The sequence below is a fragment of the Brachyspira suanatina genome, assembly GCF_001049755.1.
In the GTDB taxonomy this organism is placed as follows: Bacteria; Spirochaetota; Brachyspiria; order Brachyspirales; family Brachyspiraceae; genus Brachyspira; species Brachyspira suanatina.
In genome coordinates this window covers 302130-317111 of the sequence record NZ_CVLB01000002.1, presented here as the reverse complement: position 1 = coordinate 317111, position 14982 = coordinate 302130, and the positions used below count along the sequence as shown (strand labels likewise).

Genomic DNA, 14982 nt, shown 5'->3' with positions numbered 1-14982 from the left:
CCTTTTTTATATTTTATAATACTTCATTAAAACATATTTGATAAATCTTCAAGCTCATCTATAGGCTTTACCATTTTATAATATATTTTTTCTATATTTTTATTAACTAAATAAAAAATAGAATAATTGTTTTCTATATCTGATAGATAATAATTTGTCTTTTCATTTAAATTATGTTTTTTTGAGTACATTTCTATGGCCTCTAAGAAATAAGGGCTATGTGTTGTTATTATTATATAAACATTGAATATCTTTTGCAATAATACTATTATTTCAGCATATAGCAGCTGCCATTTAGGATGAAGATGTATTTCAGGTTCGTCCAAAATTAAAATATCTTCTTCTTTCAATGCATTTCTTTCTATTAACATTTTTATTATAGCAAATGATTTTAATCCTGCTGATAAGCTATGTATTGAAATTGGTTCTATAAAATTTTCTTCTTCTAAATAAAAATCATCGTCTTTGTTTATGATTTTACCATTTATAGCTTCTGATAATTTATTATATATTTTTTCAAGTTTTTCTTCTGCTAATATTATGTCTGCTATGTTAATTTTGTTGGTATTATTATATATTTTTTCAATTAAATGATATTCATACTTAGTCATATATTTTTCATCACGTTTTTTATCCAATACAAAAGGATTATCTATAAAATAAACATTTTTATCATAAGTATTATTATATTTTGATTCTATACATATATCATCTTGAAATTTAAATGATAAATCCATTACATTGATTTCTGATACAGTATTTTTATCTATTCTGCTATTTATTTGATTATTAAAAATTGAGTTAAAATATTTATCAATCTTTTTATATGCTATTTTTTCATTTGGGATACTTATATATTCTTCAATTTTAGAAGCATATTTCTTTATAATTTCAATATTTTTTTCATCTTCTATATCAATGTATTCTTTGAGATTATCTTTTAAAACATCATAGGTGTTTTTTTTATCATTTTCATTTGTCAAATCAACTATAATATTAATAATTAAGTCACTTGTACTTTCAATATTTCTTTTTTCTTTTTTTTTATTTATACCAGATAAAGTACCATATAATCTAAATTCTAATAACAATAAAGGTAAAACATCTGCAGCTGCTGAGACTATAGATGATATGATACCCCAAAAAAAAGGTGTATTGTTATTATTGTTATTATTGTTATTATTGTTAAAGTTTGGAATTAATTTTTTTATTGATTCATTATTTTCAGATAATTCTTTCATAAAATCTTTTAAGTTTTTTATAATAGGTGTAAATTTTGATTCGTATATTTCATCAAATATATTTTGAGTGCTGTTAAAAGAAGAAAATAAAATTTTTCCTATAGTGCTTTTTCCTGTATTATTCTCTCCAGCTATTACAGTAATACCGTCTATTATTATATTAGCTTCTTTTATTTTTGAGAAATTTTTTATATTTAATTCCATTATGTTTTATCCTTGAATAAGGTTAATTAATTATATCATAAAAAATAATAATATCGAAATATTATTAAAAAAATATATACCATTTTTATTTATTAATTACTAATATGAATTTTTATCTATTTTTTATATCTATGTTTGGTTTTATTTTAAGTATATATATTTTTTTACATTATTATTTTTATATTATATGAATATTAAATAATGTATATGTATTTACATTTGTTTAATTTTGTATAATATATTATATCAATATAATTTAGGTGTGCAAAATGAAAAAGATTTTTTTAATTATGATGGCATTACTAAGTATGTCATATTGTTCAATATTTGGTATGTATGGAGATCAGGACGATTGGATTGATTTTCTTACAGACGGCAATCAGTTTAGAGCTAGAATGGATCAATTAGGATTTGTTTTAGGTAATAGTACTATTAAAGGTACTTTCGGTTTTAGAACTCAAAGTTCATCAACTCAATTAGGATATATTTTGTTGAATAATAATGTTGGTACTTATTTTGGAGCAACCATTTCCGGCGGTATAGGATATACTTCCGAGGCTTTTAGTATAGGCATAGGCTATAATTATACTAGCCATTCCTTATTTCCTACTAGCGATAACTTTGGTTCTCATACTCCTGTACTTATGATTAATGCTTTAAATGATAATTTGAGGATAGTTATTCCTGTGCAAATATTAGTACATAATGAAAGTATTGATCAACTTGGGTACTATAGAGATAATTATTTAGGTATAAGTACTGATACGCAAATAAGATATTATACAGGTATAGATGCTTTTAATGAAATAAGATTATATGTAAAATATGGGCAATTAGGATATAAAATTAATCCGCATGATACTATAAATTATACGCAAGAAGTTTTAGCAAGATCATTTGGTTTTGAAACAAGATTCTATTTTTTGAATACTGCTGTTGGAAATGTAACTATCAATCCTTTTATTAAAGTGGCATATAATACGGCTTTGCATGGATATAGTATCATGGTAAGAGCATTGGATGGTATGTATGAAGAAATAGAAGGTTATTATCCAGATAGTCCTGCTCAATCATATGAAGATATTAATGTTAAATGGGATAAGAATCCTTATGATGTAACTGTGCAGGCAGTATTGGGAGTAACAGCTAATAGTGATATAGTATCACTTTATGTTGAGCCTTCTTTAGGTTATAGGGCTAAATATTTAGGAAAATTGACATATGAAGATCAAGATGGAAAATTTAATTTTGATTTTAAAGTTAATCATTATTTATCTTGGGGTGCTTATGCAGAGCTTTATATAACACCTGTAAAAGATTTGGAATGGTATTTTGAAATGGATGTTAATAATAGTGATTCAGATTCTACAGGAATACCTGTTAGTTTTGCTTCTACTACAGGAATAACTTGGTATTTGCCAGAATTTTAATTATAAAGAAAATTTTATATGATAAAATAAAAATTGGAAGTATTTATTTTTTATAATCAATACTTCCAATTTTATTAAATGACTTCTTCAGTAATTTTACATTTATATATTTTTTAGTATAATAAAAATATAAACTTAAATTTAGGTGTATACAATGAAAAAAATTTTTCTAATTATGACAGCATTACTAAGTATGTCATATTGTTCAATATTTGGTATGTATGGAGATCAGGACGATTGGATTGATTTTCTTACAGACGGCAATCAGTTTAGAGCTAGAATGGATCAATTAGGATTTGTTTTAGGTAATAGTACAATTAAAGGTACTTTCGGTTTTAGAACTCAGAGTTCATTAACTCAATTAGGATATATTTTGTTGAATAATAATGTTGGTACTTATTTTGGAGCAACTATTTCCGGCGGTATAGGATATACTTCTGAGGCTTTTAGTATAGGTTTAGGTTATAATTATACTACCCCATTTCCTATTAGTTATAACTTTGGTTCTCATACTCCAGTACTTATGATTAATGCTTTAAATGATAATTTGAGGATAGTTATTCCTATACAAATATTAGTACATTATGGCAATATGAATATGACGGATAATATTAATTATTTATATAATTTTTTAGGTATAAGTACTGATACTCAAATAAGATATTATACAGGTATAGATGCTTTTAATGAAATAAGATTATATATAAAATATGGACAATTAGGATATAAAGGCGGTTCATATACGGATAAAAGTTATGATGAAGAATTTTTTGCAAGATCATTTGGTTTCGAAACAAGATTCTATTTTTTGAATACTGCTGTTGGAAATGTAACTATTAATCCTTTTATTAAAGTAGCATATAATACAGCTTTGCATGGATTTAGTACTATGGTAAGATCATTAGATAGTGTTATTGAAGAAATAGAAGGTTATAGTTCAGATCGTACCGCTACAGCAGCAGGAAATATTAATGCTAAATGGGATAAGAATCCTTATGATGTAACTGTGCAGGCAGTATTGGGAGTAACAGCTAATAGTGATATAGTATCACTTTATGTTGAGCCTTCTTTAGGTTATAGGGCTAAATATTTAGGAAAATTGACATATGAAGATCAAGATGGAAAAGTTAATTTTGATTTTAAAGTTAATCATTATTTATCTTGGGGTGCTTATGCAGAGCTTTATATAACACCTGTAAAAGATTTGGAATGGTATTTTGAAATGGATGTTAATAACAGTGATTCAGATTCTACAGGTATACCTATTAGTTTTGCTTCTACTACAGGAATAACTTGGTATTTGCCAGAATTTTAATTCTAAAGCAAATTTATATGACAAAATAAAAAATGGGAGGCATTTGTTTTTTATAATCAATACTTCCAATTTTATTAAATGACTTCTTCGGTAATTTTACATTTTTATATTTTTTAGTATAATAACAATATAAACTTAAATTTAGGTGTGTACAATGAAAAAGTTTTTTCTAATTATGATGGCATTACTAAGTATGTCATATTGTTCAATATTTGGTATGTATGGAGATCAGGACGATTGGATTGATTTTCTTACAGACGGCAATCAGTTTAGAGCTAGAATGGATCAATTAGGATTTGTTTTAGGTAATAGTACAATTAAAGGTACTTTCGGTTTTAGAACTCAAAGTTTACCAACTCAATTAGGATATATTTTGTTGAATAATAATGTTGGTACTTATTTTGGAGCAACCATTTCCGGCGGTATAGGATATACTTCCGAGGCTTTTAGTATAGGTTTAGGTTATAATTATACTACACCGCTTCCTATTAGTGATAATTTTGGTTCTCATACTCCAGTACTTATGATTAATGCTTTAAATGATAATTTGAGGATAGTTATTCCTGTACAAATATTAGTATATAATGGTAATGTTCAAAAAGTTGATAAACAAGGTAATATCTCTTATTCATATGATTATTTAGGTATAAGCACTGATACGCAAATAAGATATTATACAGGTATAGATGCTTTTAATGAAATAAGATTATATGTAAAATATGGACAATTAGGATACAAAAATGCTCCACATACTATTAAAAATTATGAGGAAGAATTTTTTGCAAGATCATTTGGTTTTGAAACAAGATTCTATTTTTTGAATACTGCTGTTGGAAATGTAACTATCAATCCTTTTATTAAAATAGCATATAATACAGCTTTGCATGGATTTAATACTATGGTAAGATCATTAGATGGTATGTTTGAACCAATAGAAGGTTATTATCCAGATCGTCCTGTTTCAGCACCAGCAAATATCAATGCTAAATGGGATAAGAATCCTTATGATGTAACAGTGCAGGCAGTATTGGGAGTAACCGCTAATAGTGATATAGTATCACTTTATGTTGAGCCTTCTTTAGGTTATAAGGCTAGATATTTAGGAAAAATACAATATGAAGATCCAGATGAAAAAGTTAATTATGATTTTAAAGTTAATCATTATTTATCTTGGGGTGCTTATGCAGAGCTTTATATAACACCGGTAAAAGATTTAGAATGGTATTTTGAAATGGATGTTAATAATAGTGATTCAGATTCTACAGGTGTACCTGTTAGTTTTGCTTCTACTACAGGAATAACTTGGTATTTACCTGAATTTTAATTATAAAGAAAAATTTATATGATAAAATAAAAAATGGTAGGTATTTATTTGTTAATAGTAAATACCTACCATTTTATTTATATTTTTTAATTTAAAAATTTTAATCTCTTCTTCTTTGTGCTAACATTAAAAGTCTTAAAAGTGTAAGTATAGCAGTAACAGCAGCAGCAACATAAGTTAAAGCGGCAGCAGATAAAACTTTTTTAGCTCCGTCAAGTTCTTCACTGTCTAAAAATCCGCCTTTATCCAATATCTTTATAGCTCTGTTAGACGCATCAAATTCTACGGGTAAAGTAACTAAAGAGAAGAATACAGCAAATGCAAAAAGTATAATACCAGCCATCATAATATAATATGAAAAACTTCCGGCACCTCCTATCATAATACCCAATAATACTAAGAAAGGTCCGAATTGATCACCTATAGCACATAAAGGATAAAAACCGTTTCTTATAGAAAGCGGAGCATATCCTCTGTTATGCTGTATGGCATGTCCTACCTCATGAGCAGCAACCCCCAAAGCAGCAACATCTGTACCATCATAAACTCCATAAGAAAGCCTTAATACTCTTGCAGAAGGATCGTAATGATCTGTTAATGTACCGCCTATTCTTTCAACAGGTATATCTATTCCATATCCTTCTAAAATATATCTTGCAGTTTGTGCTCCTGTAATACCTCTTTTATTTTCCATTCTGCTATATTTAGCATAAGTACTTTTTACTTTCATCTGTGCCCAGAAACCGAGAAGTATTCCCGGAATTAGTATCCATATATATCCGAAATAATATTCAAAATATCCAAACATTAAAAACCTCCTATTTTTTAGTATTTTTCATTTGTAAATATATGAATTAATTGCAATAATTATAACATTTTTCTATAACAATGTTAATAGTTTTAATGTAAAATTAAATTTTGTATGTTATATAATTATTTTATAATAGATTACAATTTTATTTTTATTCATAAGTTATCAGCTGCTCGTTTATGACTGAAAATTAATAAACTTTATTAGCGTTCTTTATCGTATATTCGATTGTCTTTCCTACTGCTTCTAAAGTCTTTTTATCTAATTTATCGATAGTATCCTGTGATGTATGATGAAATGGATATCCCATATCTATAACATCGATGAAAGGTATTCTCTCAATTAAAAACGGAGTATGATCATCTACTATAGTACCATAATGTCCTTCAATAAAATATTCTTTGTATCCCAAGTTATCAGCATAATTCCAAACTTTATCGTATATTGCAGAATAATATGTATGAGCAAAACTTTCATATCTGAATTTTGCATTCTTACTTCCAACCATATCAAGAAGTATACCAAATTTTATTTTTTGTTTATTTATTACTTTATCTCTTAATATAATTTCATTCAAAAAAGCAATGCTTCCCTGTATCCAATCGGTTTCTATTAAAGAATCACCTTCCACATCAAATAGATTTCCATCATCTTCCAAATCAAATAGTACAAAGCATACACTATAAGGCAAATCATTATAATTTTTTAAAGCCTTCATAAGTTCAAGTAAAACTCCACTGCTGCTTGCTCCGTCATTAGCACCGCTTATAGGTTTATCTCTATTAAATTGTACAGGGTCTTTTTCAGCAACAGAACGGCTGTCGAAATGACTAGTAATAATTATATAATCATCAGTTTTGCCTTTAAGAAATGCATATATATTTTCTCCTTTTCTTCCTTTTATGTAAGGAGCTTCAAAATTATGACTATGAACTTCATATCCAAGATTAGAAATTTCTTGTTTGAAAAACTCTCTTACTTTTTTATGAGCTTCACTGCCGTAATTGCGTGGACCTAAATCTGTTTGTTTCTTTATATAATTATATGCATTATCAGCATTGAAATAAAAATTTTCATTAATTTTTTGATTGTTTTCTTTTTGAGCTGTATTTGCTTTAGCATTACTGCATGAAGATAATAATATAGTCATTACTATAAAAAGCATTGTGATATATTTCATATTTTTTTGCAACCAAGTATTTTTATTTATATTATGTTCATTAATTTTAATTTAATAATAACAAAAAGTCAATAAAATAGCCTGTTTTAATGTATGATAATACAGTAAAAAGTTCTATCGGAATTTTTTTATAAAAATTTAGTCTTTACTTTTTTTTAAAAGATATTATAATATGGGGTACGTGAAGTTAATATTATGTTACTGTTTTGTAGGGGATGACTAAACAGATATAAAATGCATAATATAGATAGCTTTAGAAAATAAAATTACAAAATATTTTAAGCACTATTCATGGAGGGTAGTTATGATTATCAACAATAATATTTCTGCATTAAATGCAAACAGACAATTGAACTTAACAGGAAGTTCAATGACTAAAACTATAGCACAGCTTTCTAGCGGTATGAGAATTAACACTGCTGGAGATGATGCTTCTGGATTAGCAGTATCTGAAAAAATGCGTTCTCAATATCGTGGTTTACAACAAGCTACTAGAAACGCTCAAAACGGTATATCTTTCATTCAAACAACTGAAGGTTATTTAAATGAAACTACTAACATTATGCAAAGAATGAGAGAGTTAGCTATTCAATCTGCTAACGGTATATATTCTGACAGCGACAGAGCTTTAATCCAAGTAGAAGTTAATCAATTAGTAGCTGAAGTTGACAGAATCGCTTCTCAAGCTGAATTCAACAAAATGAACATGTTAACAGGACGTTTTGCTGCTGATGGTCAAACTCCTATGACTTTCCACATAGGCGCTAATATGGATCAAAGAGTATCTGTTAATATAGGTTCTATGACTGCTGCTAACTTACAAGTTGGAGGAGATACTCCTATTTCTATTTCTTCTGTTGAAACTGCTAACCAAGCTTTAGGAAGAATTGATGAAGGTATTCAAATGGTTGTAGCTCAAAGAGCTGAATTAGGTGCTGTTCAAAATAGAATGGAATCTATGGTAAAAAGCTTAATGATCGCTACTGAAAATACTATCGCTTCTGAAAGTGTTATACGTGATGCTGATATGGCTTCTGCTATGGTTGCTTATACTCGTGAACAAATCTTACAACAAACAGGTGCTGCTATGTTAGCTAACGCTAATATGAAAAACCAATCTATAATGAGAATTATTGGATAATTTGATTTAAGCGACTTATTACAAATGTAGATATAAAGCCCATTAATAGAAATATTAGTGGGCTTTTATTTTTTTATTTAAATTTAATGTTTTTATTTATAAAAGGATTTTTATGCGTGAGATAGATGTTAATCTTATAACAGAAACTGTGCTTAATTACGTACAAATTCTAGTATTTATTTGAATGATTATATTAAAAAATCTATTATTAAAATTAAAAATAATAATGAAGAAAATAAAATTGCAAAATATTCTTGATGTTTTGATAGAAAATGCTGATTTAGCTTCTAAATAATTGAAGACTATATGTTAGGATACTGGTATGGCTATTATATATATGGATAATAGGAATGGATGTGCATTTTACCGGCGTTAATTTAACAGATGCTATTAATAAAGGTGTTGCTTTAGGATATACAAAAAGCTATTTGAGAAAGTCGGTATTAAATGATCCGATAGACAGAAAAAATACTACTAATAATACTCCTGCAATAATACATTATAATATTTTAGATACTGATAAATTGAGAATCACAACTGACTTAAAGGTTTCAGCAGTAAAAATTATGTTTATTAAATATTTTAGTATCAATAATTTTTTTACAGGTTAACACTACAATTATAAAACCCACCCAAAATTTATTTAGAATTTAAAAATATTATTACCGAATGCAAAATAAATTTTTATTAATTAATAAATATAATAATATTTATATAAAATTTTCTAACTGTGTTATTTATAGTTAATAATTTTATAATAAATAATTTAATTATTAATTAGAACAATATGTCTGTATGCTTCATAAGCAACTATAGCTGCAGTGTTCGATACATTTATAGAACGTATATTATCACTCATAGGTATATATACAGAATTCTCTAAATCATTTTCCCATAATGATTCTCTAAGCCCAGTTGATTCTCTGCCAAATAAAAGTATATCATTATTAGAATATAGAAACTCATCATATCTATGTTTTCCAAATTTCGTAATAGGCACTATTCTTTTATTGTTATTATTGCAGTATTCTAAAAAAGTATTTTCATTTTCATGCTTTACTAATTGCAAATGTTCCCAATAATCAAGTCCAGCACGTTTTACTTCTTTAGAACTTATTATGAAAGAAGGCTTGGAAACTATATGTAAAGGTATATTAAGTCCAACACATAATCTTCCAATATTTCCTGTATTAGCAGGTATTTCAGGACGATATAGAGCTATAATTATATTAAAATCATCATTTATTTTTTTTTGATACATAATTCCACACTAAATTTTATCAATTTATTTTTATTTTATTCTAGTATAGATTATATTTTTTTCAATATGTTTTATAATATCTATTGATTTTTTTTGTTTATAAGTTAAAGTAATAACATGGCTATTTAGATCAAATTAAGGTAAGGGAAGAAAGTGAACAAAATAGAAGAATTTAACCAATCCACTTCCAAATATGAATTATACACTCATTTAAGTGAAAAAATAGTATCAGGAGAAATAAAAACATTTTCAGAAATTTTTACTTATGCTAAAAATGTTAATTTTGAAAAAGTACATGACCATAAGAAAATATTAAAAGGTTTATTTGATCTCATACGAAAAATTAATTGGGGTTTTTTTAATAATTTAGATAAAGAACTCTACCCGAAATTATGGTCCCAATTCGTTACTGAAAATCAAAAATATAATTTTGCTGGAGATTTAAAATTAAGCCTTTCAATAGCTGATATTTATATAGCAATGCTTGATATACATGGTTATACAAAGTTCTGCGAAGAAAATAAAAATAATCTTTCCAAAATGCATGCCTTAGATGATTTAATGCAAAATAAAGTAAGCGAAGTAACAAGATTTTATAATGTTATATCACATAGAAAACAGGGTGATGAAATAATTATGGTATGCCCTACAGCAACAGATGCTTTGAGTGCTACCATTGCTATAATAGGTGTGTTAAGCAAGAAAAGATTATTGAATGAATACCCAAGTGTAGATACAAGCGGTTTGCCTGAGTTTAAAATCAGTGCTGGAATATCCGGAGGTAATACCAATAGTTCTTTGATTATTACTGAAGACGGAGATTTATCAGGATTTTTAATTAATAATGCGGCTAGAATGCAGGCAAGAGCAAATACTTTGGCCCCTAAAGAAAATAAAGTGATAGTAACTAAAAATTTACAGTTTAACTTTTTGAAAGAAAACAGTAAAGTTAAAAGTGAAATATTTGAAAAGGATATAATATCTTTTTATGATAATGGTATGATATCATTTAAAGGTACTGAAATACCGATAGTAGAAGCGATATTCAATCCGGATGAAAAATATAAAGAGCATTTCTTCACAGAGATGGAAGAGCTTGTTAAAAGTGTTAAAGGTAATTTATGGAAGCAGAGAATGTTTACAGCAATTTTAGATTTGATATCAAAAGTTGCTAAATCAATGCCTCCTTTCCAAATAGATGAGCATGTAAATGAATATATATCAAGCTATACAAATTCAACTATATGTGATTTATGCGATAAGGCAAACGGAGCTTATGTAGTTAAAGAAAATTATAAAGAGGCTATAGATACTTTTGCTTTGATTATTAAGTTGCTAAAAACTATTCCGGATTTTGATAAAATGGTTTTAGAATATGCAGAAAGTATTTGTGCCGGATATGAAAAAGTTTTGCCTATATATGATGTTGTTATTAAGAAAGATATAGAAGCTAATATATCAGAGATTTTCCCTGCTAATCATATACCAATATTTCAGAATGTTCAGAAGGCTAATGAAACCTATAATAAATTAATGAATATTGCTATGAGCAGTAAAACACTAAAAAGAAGAAAATCTATTTGGTATGGAATATTAGAAAAAGAACTTCCTAATTTAGTAATTAATATGTATTCAGGAAAAAAATAATATTTCTTTATTTATTTAGGAATTAATTATTTTTGTCAAGTTTATATATGTAAATTTTATATGTTTTATACTTGCAGAAATATTTATATATGATACACTATACTATTATTAAATTGTTTTTTTATTTTAAGGAGTATTTATGAGTTTGAAAAACCTGAAAAAATTAATATTGATAATATCTTCATTTTCTATAATAGCTTGCTCACAGACTCAAGGAAGCGGAAGTGGATCAACAACTTCATCAGATTCTCTAGCTTATTTGAAAGGCGGAGAAGGTGAATGGGTATTAAAAGTAGATGATTTTACTATTAATCAAACTAATTTTAGTAAAGATTTAGAAGCTTCTTTAATACTTCAAGGTGCTACACCAGAACAAATAGCTATGTATGCTAATGATGCTACTACTAAACAAATCTATGCAGATCAGTTGATAAATTCTATTTTATTAATAAATAAAGCAGAAGAAGAAAAATTCTTCGAAACACAAGAAGCTAAAGATTTTATTAATCTTTCAATAAGAAATATAAAATTCCAGTATTATGTTACAAAACTTATGGCAGATGCTGCTAAAAATATACCAGATCCTACTCCAGAACAGGCTCAGGCATTCTTTGAACAAGCTAAACAGCAATTGACTCAAATGTATGGAATTACAGCTTATAATACAGAAACAGCTCCTTATATTGCTCAGTTATATAAAAATGCTTATGCTGAACAATTAGTACAAAGAGATATACAAGATTTAAAAGATAAAGCAGTAATAGAAAGAAATACTACTGTATTAGGTGAGGCAAGCATACTTCCTCCTCAAATAGGAGATACTAATGCTACAGCTATACCGCAAGGTACAAATAACCCAGCAGCTTTACCTCAACAAGGTGATAATTTATTACCAAGAACAAATAATTAAAATTTAATATTAATGGGAAAGGAAAAGAATGTCTCAAAAAAATGAGAATAATGAAAAAAATTTAAATCAGGAAAGCTCTGCAGCTGATAATAAACCAAAAGTTATTATTAAGAAAAATAATGCATCTAATAATAATAATAATAATGATGATAATCAAGCTGCAGCAGCTGTTAAGAAAGTAAAAAAAGTTATAGTAAAAAAGAAAATAATAATACATAATAAATCAGATAAGCCTGATGCTCAAAAACAGGATAATAATAACAATAATACTCCTGAAAAAAATAATATAGCAAAAGAAAATAGAGATACTAGAGATAACAATAAAGAATCTAAGAATAAAAATTATTCTCATAATAGAGAAAATAGAGATTTTAAAGAAAATAAATCATATAAAGATTCTTCTCCTATGGAAGCTCCTGTTGAAGATGTATCTTCTTTCAAGAAAGACAATAAAAAAGATAATAAGAAAAGAGACTACGAGAAGAAAGATAAAGAATACGATAAAAAATCATCTCAAAAAGATTCTAAAGCAGAAGCAGCACAAAGACAGGAAAATAAAATATTTAATAAACTTCAGGCTAAAAAACGTCAGCAGGAACAAAGACTTGCAAGTGTTGAAAAAGAAATTAGCATAATGGAAACTATTACTGTTGGTGACTTAGCTAAAAAGATGAATTTAAGAGCTTCTGACATAATATCCAAACTTATGGGTATGGGTACTATGGCTAGAGTTAATGATATAATCGATTCTGATACCGCTACAATTATTGCCGATGATTTCGGATGTAAGGTTAATGTTATATCTTTACAGGAAGAGGCAACTATTGAAGTAAAAGAAGACAGAGAAGAAGATTTAAAACCTCGTCCTCCTGTTGTAACAATAATGGGACACGTTGACCATGGTAAAACTTCTCTTCTTGACGCTATAAGACATAGTAATATTACATCAAAAGAAAGCGGCGGAATCACTCAAAATATCGGTGCTTACAAAGTAAAAATACCTAGCGGAGAAATAGCTTTTATTGATACTCCAGGACACGCTGCATTTACTATGATGAGAGCAAGAGGAGCTAAAAGTACTGATATAGTAATACTTGTTGTTGCTTCAGATGATGGTGTAATGCCTCAAACAGTTGAAGCATTAAATCATGCTAAAGAGGCTAATGTTCCTATAATAGTTGCTGTTAATAAAATGGATTTGCCTAATGCCAGTATGGATAAGGTAAAAGCAGCATTATCAGAGTACGGACTTACTCCAGAAGAATGGGGCGGGGATACTCAATATATAGGTGTGAGTGCCTTAACTAAACAAGGTATTAACGATTTATTAGAAGCTATTATATTACAAGCTGAAATGCTTGAATTAAAGGCTAATCCTAATAGAGAAGCAATAGGTATAGTATTAGAGGCTTCACTTGATCCGGGCAGAGGTCCTGTAGGTACTGTTCTTGTACAAAATGGTACTTTGAAAATAGGCGATTATTTTGTATGTGGGCTTTCGGTTGGTAAAGTACGTGCTATGGTTAATGATTTAGGACAGAGAGTTACAAAGGCTTTACCTTCTACTCCTGTTGAAGTTTTAGGTTTTGAAAAGACTCCTGAAGCTGGAGAATCATTCAATGTTATGCTTGATGAAAAAGAAGCTAAGGCTATAGCTGATAAGAGAGTTCAATTAAAACAGCAGGAAGCTTTAAAGGCTAATGTTAAAGTTACATTAGAAAACCTTTATGAGAAAATAGCTTCTGAATCTATGAAAGAGTTCAAAGTAATCATTAAAGCCGATGTTCAGGGTAGTGCGGAGGCTTTGAGAGATGCTTTAAATAAAATACAAAGTGATAAAATAAGATTTGTTTCAATATATAGTGCATCAGGTGCGGTTACTGAAAGCGATGTAAACTTGGCTCATGCTTCCAATGCTATTATTATAGCTTATAGAGTTCGTCCTTCCGGAAAGGCTAGAGAATTAGCTGAAAAACTTGGAATACCTATAGAAAGATATGATATCATTTATGAGGCAATAGAGGCTATTCAAAATGCTATGAAAGGTTCTCTTGAAAGACTCAAAAAAGAAGTTGATATTGGTACTGTTGAGGTTAGAGATGTATTCCATGTACCTAAAGTTGGTACTATTGCCGGCTGTTATGTAACTAATGGTAAAATAGAAAGAAATGCTGGTGTAAGAGTAATGAGAGATAATGTTCTTATTTATACAAGCAAGATTTCTAGTTTAAGAAGAATTAAGGACGATGTTAAAGAAGTAGCTAGCGGTTATGAATGCGGTGCTTCTATAGAGAACTTTAATGATATTAAAAAAGGTGATGTTCTTGAGATATTCAAGATTGAAGAAATAGCTCAGGATTTATAAATATTAAATTCATTGATGAAAAATTATAGGCAGTGCATCTTGAATGTATTGCCTTTTTTATTACTTTAGTAAGATAAGTTGTATATATTGTTATATTGATTCTTACAAATAAAAAAAAATTCTTGTAAATATAATAAAATATTGGTATACTTA

At 27.7% G+C, this 14982-nt stretch carries 12 protein-coding genes; 8 read left to right on the top strand and 4 right to left on the bottom strand.

From position 1 onward, the window contains the following. Positions 1-26 precede the first annotated feature (26 nt). Positions 27-1445, bottom strand: coding sequence for an AAA family ATPase (locus tag BRSU_RS10995; protein WP_048595399.1), 1419 nt, complete (start codon positions 1443-1445; stop codon positions 27-29). Positions 1446-1714: 269 nt separating this feature from the next. Here BRSU_RS10995 and BRSU_RS10990 point away from each other — a divergent pair, with 269 nt between their 5' ends. From BRSU_RS10990 to BRSU_RS10980, 3 genes are all read left to right on the top strand, one after another. Next, a complete protein-coding gene (locus BRSU_RS10990) occupies positions 1715-2875 on the top strand; it encodes a variable surface family protein (protein WP_083997905.1) in 1161 nt (386 codons plus the stop codon). 154 nt (positions 2876-3029) lie between these two features. Next, the gene (locus tag BRSU_RS10985; protein ID WP_083997904.1) at positions 3030-4190 is read left to right on the top strand and encodes a variable surface family protein; all 1161 of its coding nucleotides are present in this window, start codon (positions 3030-3032) and stop codon (positions 4188-4190) included. A 154-nt stretch (positions 4191-4344) separates the two neighbouring features. Next, positions 4345-5514: a variable surface family protein gene (locus tag BRSU_RS10980; RefSeq protein ID WP_083997903.1), complete on the top strand. Its 1170-nt coding sequence runs from the start codon at positions 4345-4347 to the stop codon at positions 5512-5514. Positions 5515-5614: 100 nt separating this feature from the next. Here BRSU_RS10980 and BRSU_RS10975 read toward each other — a convergent pair whose 3' ends face one another. Both BRSU_RS10975 and BRSU_RS10970 read right to left on the bottom strand, forming a co-directional pair. Beyond that, positions 5615-6322, bottom strand: a complete 708-nt coding sequence (locus BRSU_RS10975; RefSeq protein WP_048595398.1) for a zinc metallopeptidase — start codon at positions 6320-6322, stop codon at positions 5615-5617. A 193-nt stretch (positions 6323-6515) separates the two neighbouring features. Next, positions 6516-7505 carry a M28 family peptidase gene (locus BRSU_RS10970; protein ID WP_048595397.1) on the bottom strand — a complete coding sequence of 330 codons (990 nt, stop codon included), beginning with the start codon at positions 7503-7505 and terminating at the stop codon, positions 6516-6518. A 304-nt stretch (positions 7506-7809) separates the two neighbouring features. Here BRSU_RS10970 and BRSU_RS10965 point away from each other — a divergent pair, with 304 nt between their 5' ends. Further along, a complete protein-coding gene (locus BRSU_RS10965; protein ID WP_048595396.1) occupies positions 7810-8646 on the top strand; it encodes a flagellin N-terminal helical domain-containing protein in 837 nt (278 codons plus the stop codon). A gap of 350 nt (positions 8647-8996) precedes the next feature. Then, entirely contained in the window at positions 8997-9257 is a 261-nt protein-coding gene (locus BRSU_RS14875) for a fumarate hydratase (protein WP_245158094.1), read from the top strand. Positions 9258-9412: 155 nt separating this feature from the next. On the opposite strand, the gene BRSU_RS10955 is transcribed toward BRSU_RS14875, so the two are convergent. After that, positions 9413-9907, bottom strand: coding sequence for a tRNA (cytidine(34)-2'-O)-methyltransferase (locus BRSU_RS10955; protein ID WP_048595395.1), 495 nt, complete (start codon positions 9905-9907; stop codon positions 9413-9415). Between the two features lie 153 nt (positions 9908-10060). Between BRSU_RS10955 and BRSU_RS10950 the strand changes: the two genes are divergently transcribed. From BRSU_RS10950 to infB, 3 genes are all read left to right on the top strand, one after another. Next, entirely contained in the window at positions 10061-11554 is a 1494-nt protein-coding gene (locus BRSU_RS10950) for a hypothetical protein (protein WP_014486883.1), read from the top strand. Positions 11555-11693: 139 nt separating this feature from the next. Continuing rightward, a complete protein-coding gene (locus tag BRSU_RS10945) occupies positions 11694-12464 on the top strand; it encodes a hypothetical protein (RefSeq protein ID WP_048595394.1) in 771 nt (256 codons plus the stop codon). 28 nt (positions 12465-12492) lie between these two features. Continuing rightward, complete coding sequence (infB, locus tag BRSU_RS10940; protein WP_053082764.1) at positions 12493-14829, top strand: translation initiation factor IF-2; 2337 nt, start codon at positions 12493-12495, stop codon at positions 14827-14829. Positions 14830-14982: the final 153 nt, after the last annotated feature.

What these genes read in the sequence shown, in the direction of transcription:
- BRSU_RS14875 (WP_245158094.1), top strand. Translation starts at nt 8,997, where the DNA reads ATGGATGTGCATTTTACCGGCGTTAATTTAACAGATGCTATTAATAAA.
- BRSU_RS10990 (WP_083997905.1), top strand. Translation starts at nt 1,715, where the DNA reads ATGAAAAAGATTTTTTTAATTATGATGGCATTACTAAGTATGTCATAT.
- BRSU_RS10970 (WP_048595397.1), bottom strand. Translation starts at nt 7,505, where the DNA reads ATGAAATATATCACAATGCTTTTTATAGTAATGACTATATTATTATCT.
- BRSU_RS10945 (WP_048595394.1), top strand. Translation starts at nt 11,694, where the DNA reads ATGAGTTTGAAAAACCTGAAAAAATTAATATTGATAATATCTTCATTT.
- BRSU_RS10955 (WP_048595395.1), bottom strand. Translation starts at nt 9,907, where the DNA reads ATGTATCAAAAAAAAATAAATGATGATTTTAATATAATTATAGCTCTA.
- BRSU_RS10975 (WP_048595398.1), bottom strand. Translation starts at nt 6,322, where the DNA reads ATGTTTGGATATTTTGAATATTATTTCGGATATATATGGATACTAATT.
- infB (WP_053082764.1), top strand. Translation starts at nt 12,493, where the DNA reads ATGTCTCAAAAAAATGAGAATAATGAAAAAAATTTAAATCAGGAAAGC.
- BRSU_RS10980 (WP_083997903.1), top strand. Translation starts at nt 4,345, where the DNA reads ATGAAAAAGTTTTTTCTAATTATGATGGCATTACTAAGTATGTCATAT.
- BRSU_RS10965 (WP_048595396.1), top strand. Translation starts at nt 7,810, where the DNA reads ATGATTATCAACAATAATATTTCTGCATTAAATGCAAACAGACAATTG.
- BRSU_RS10985 (WP_083997904.1), top strand. Translation starts at nt 3,030, where the DNA reads ATGAAAAAAATTTTTCTAATTATGACAGCATTACTAAGTATGTCATAT.
- BRSU_RS10995 (WP_048595399.1), bottom strand. Translation starts at nt 1,445, where the DNA reads ATGGAATTAAATATAAAAAATTTCTCAAAAATAAAAGAAGCTAATATA.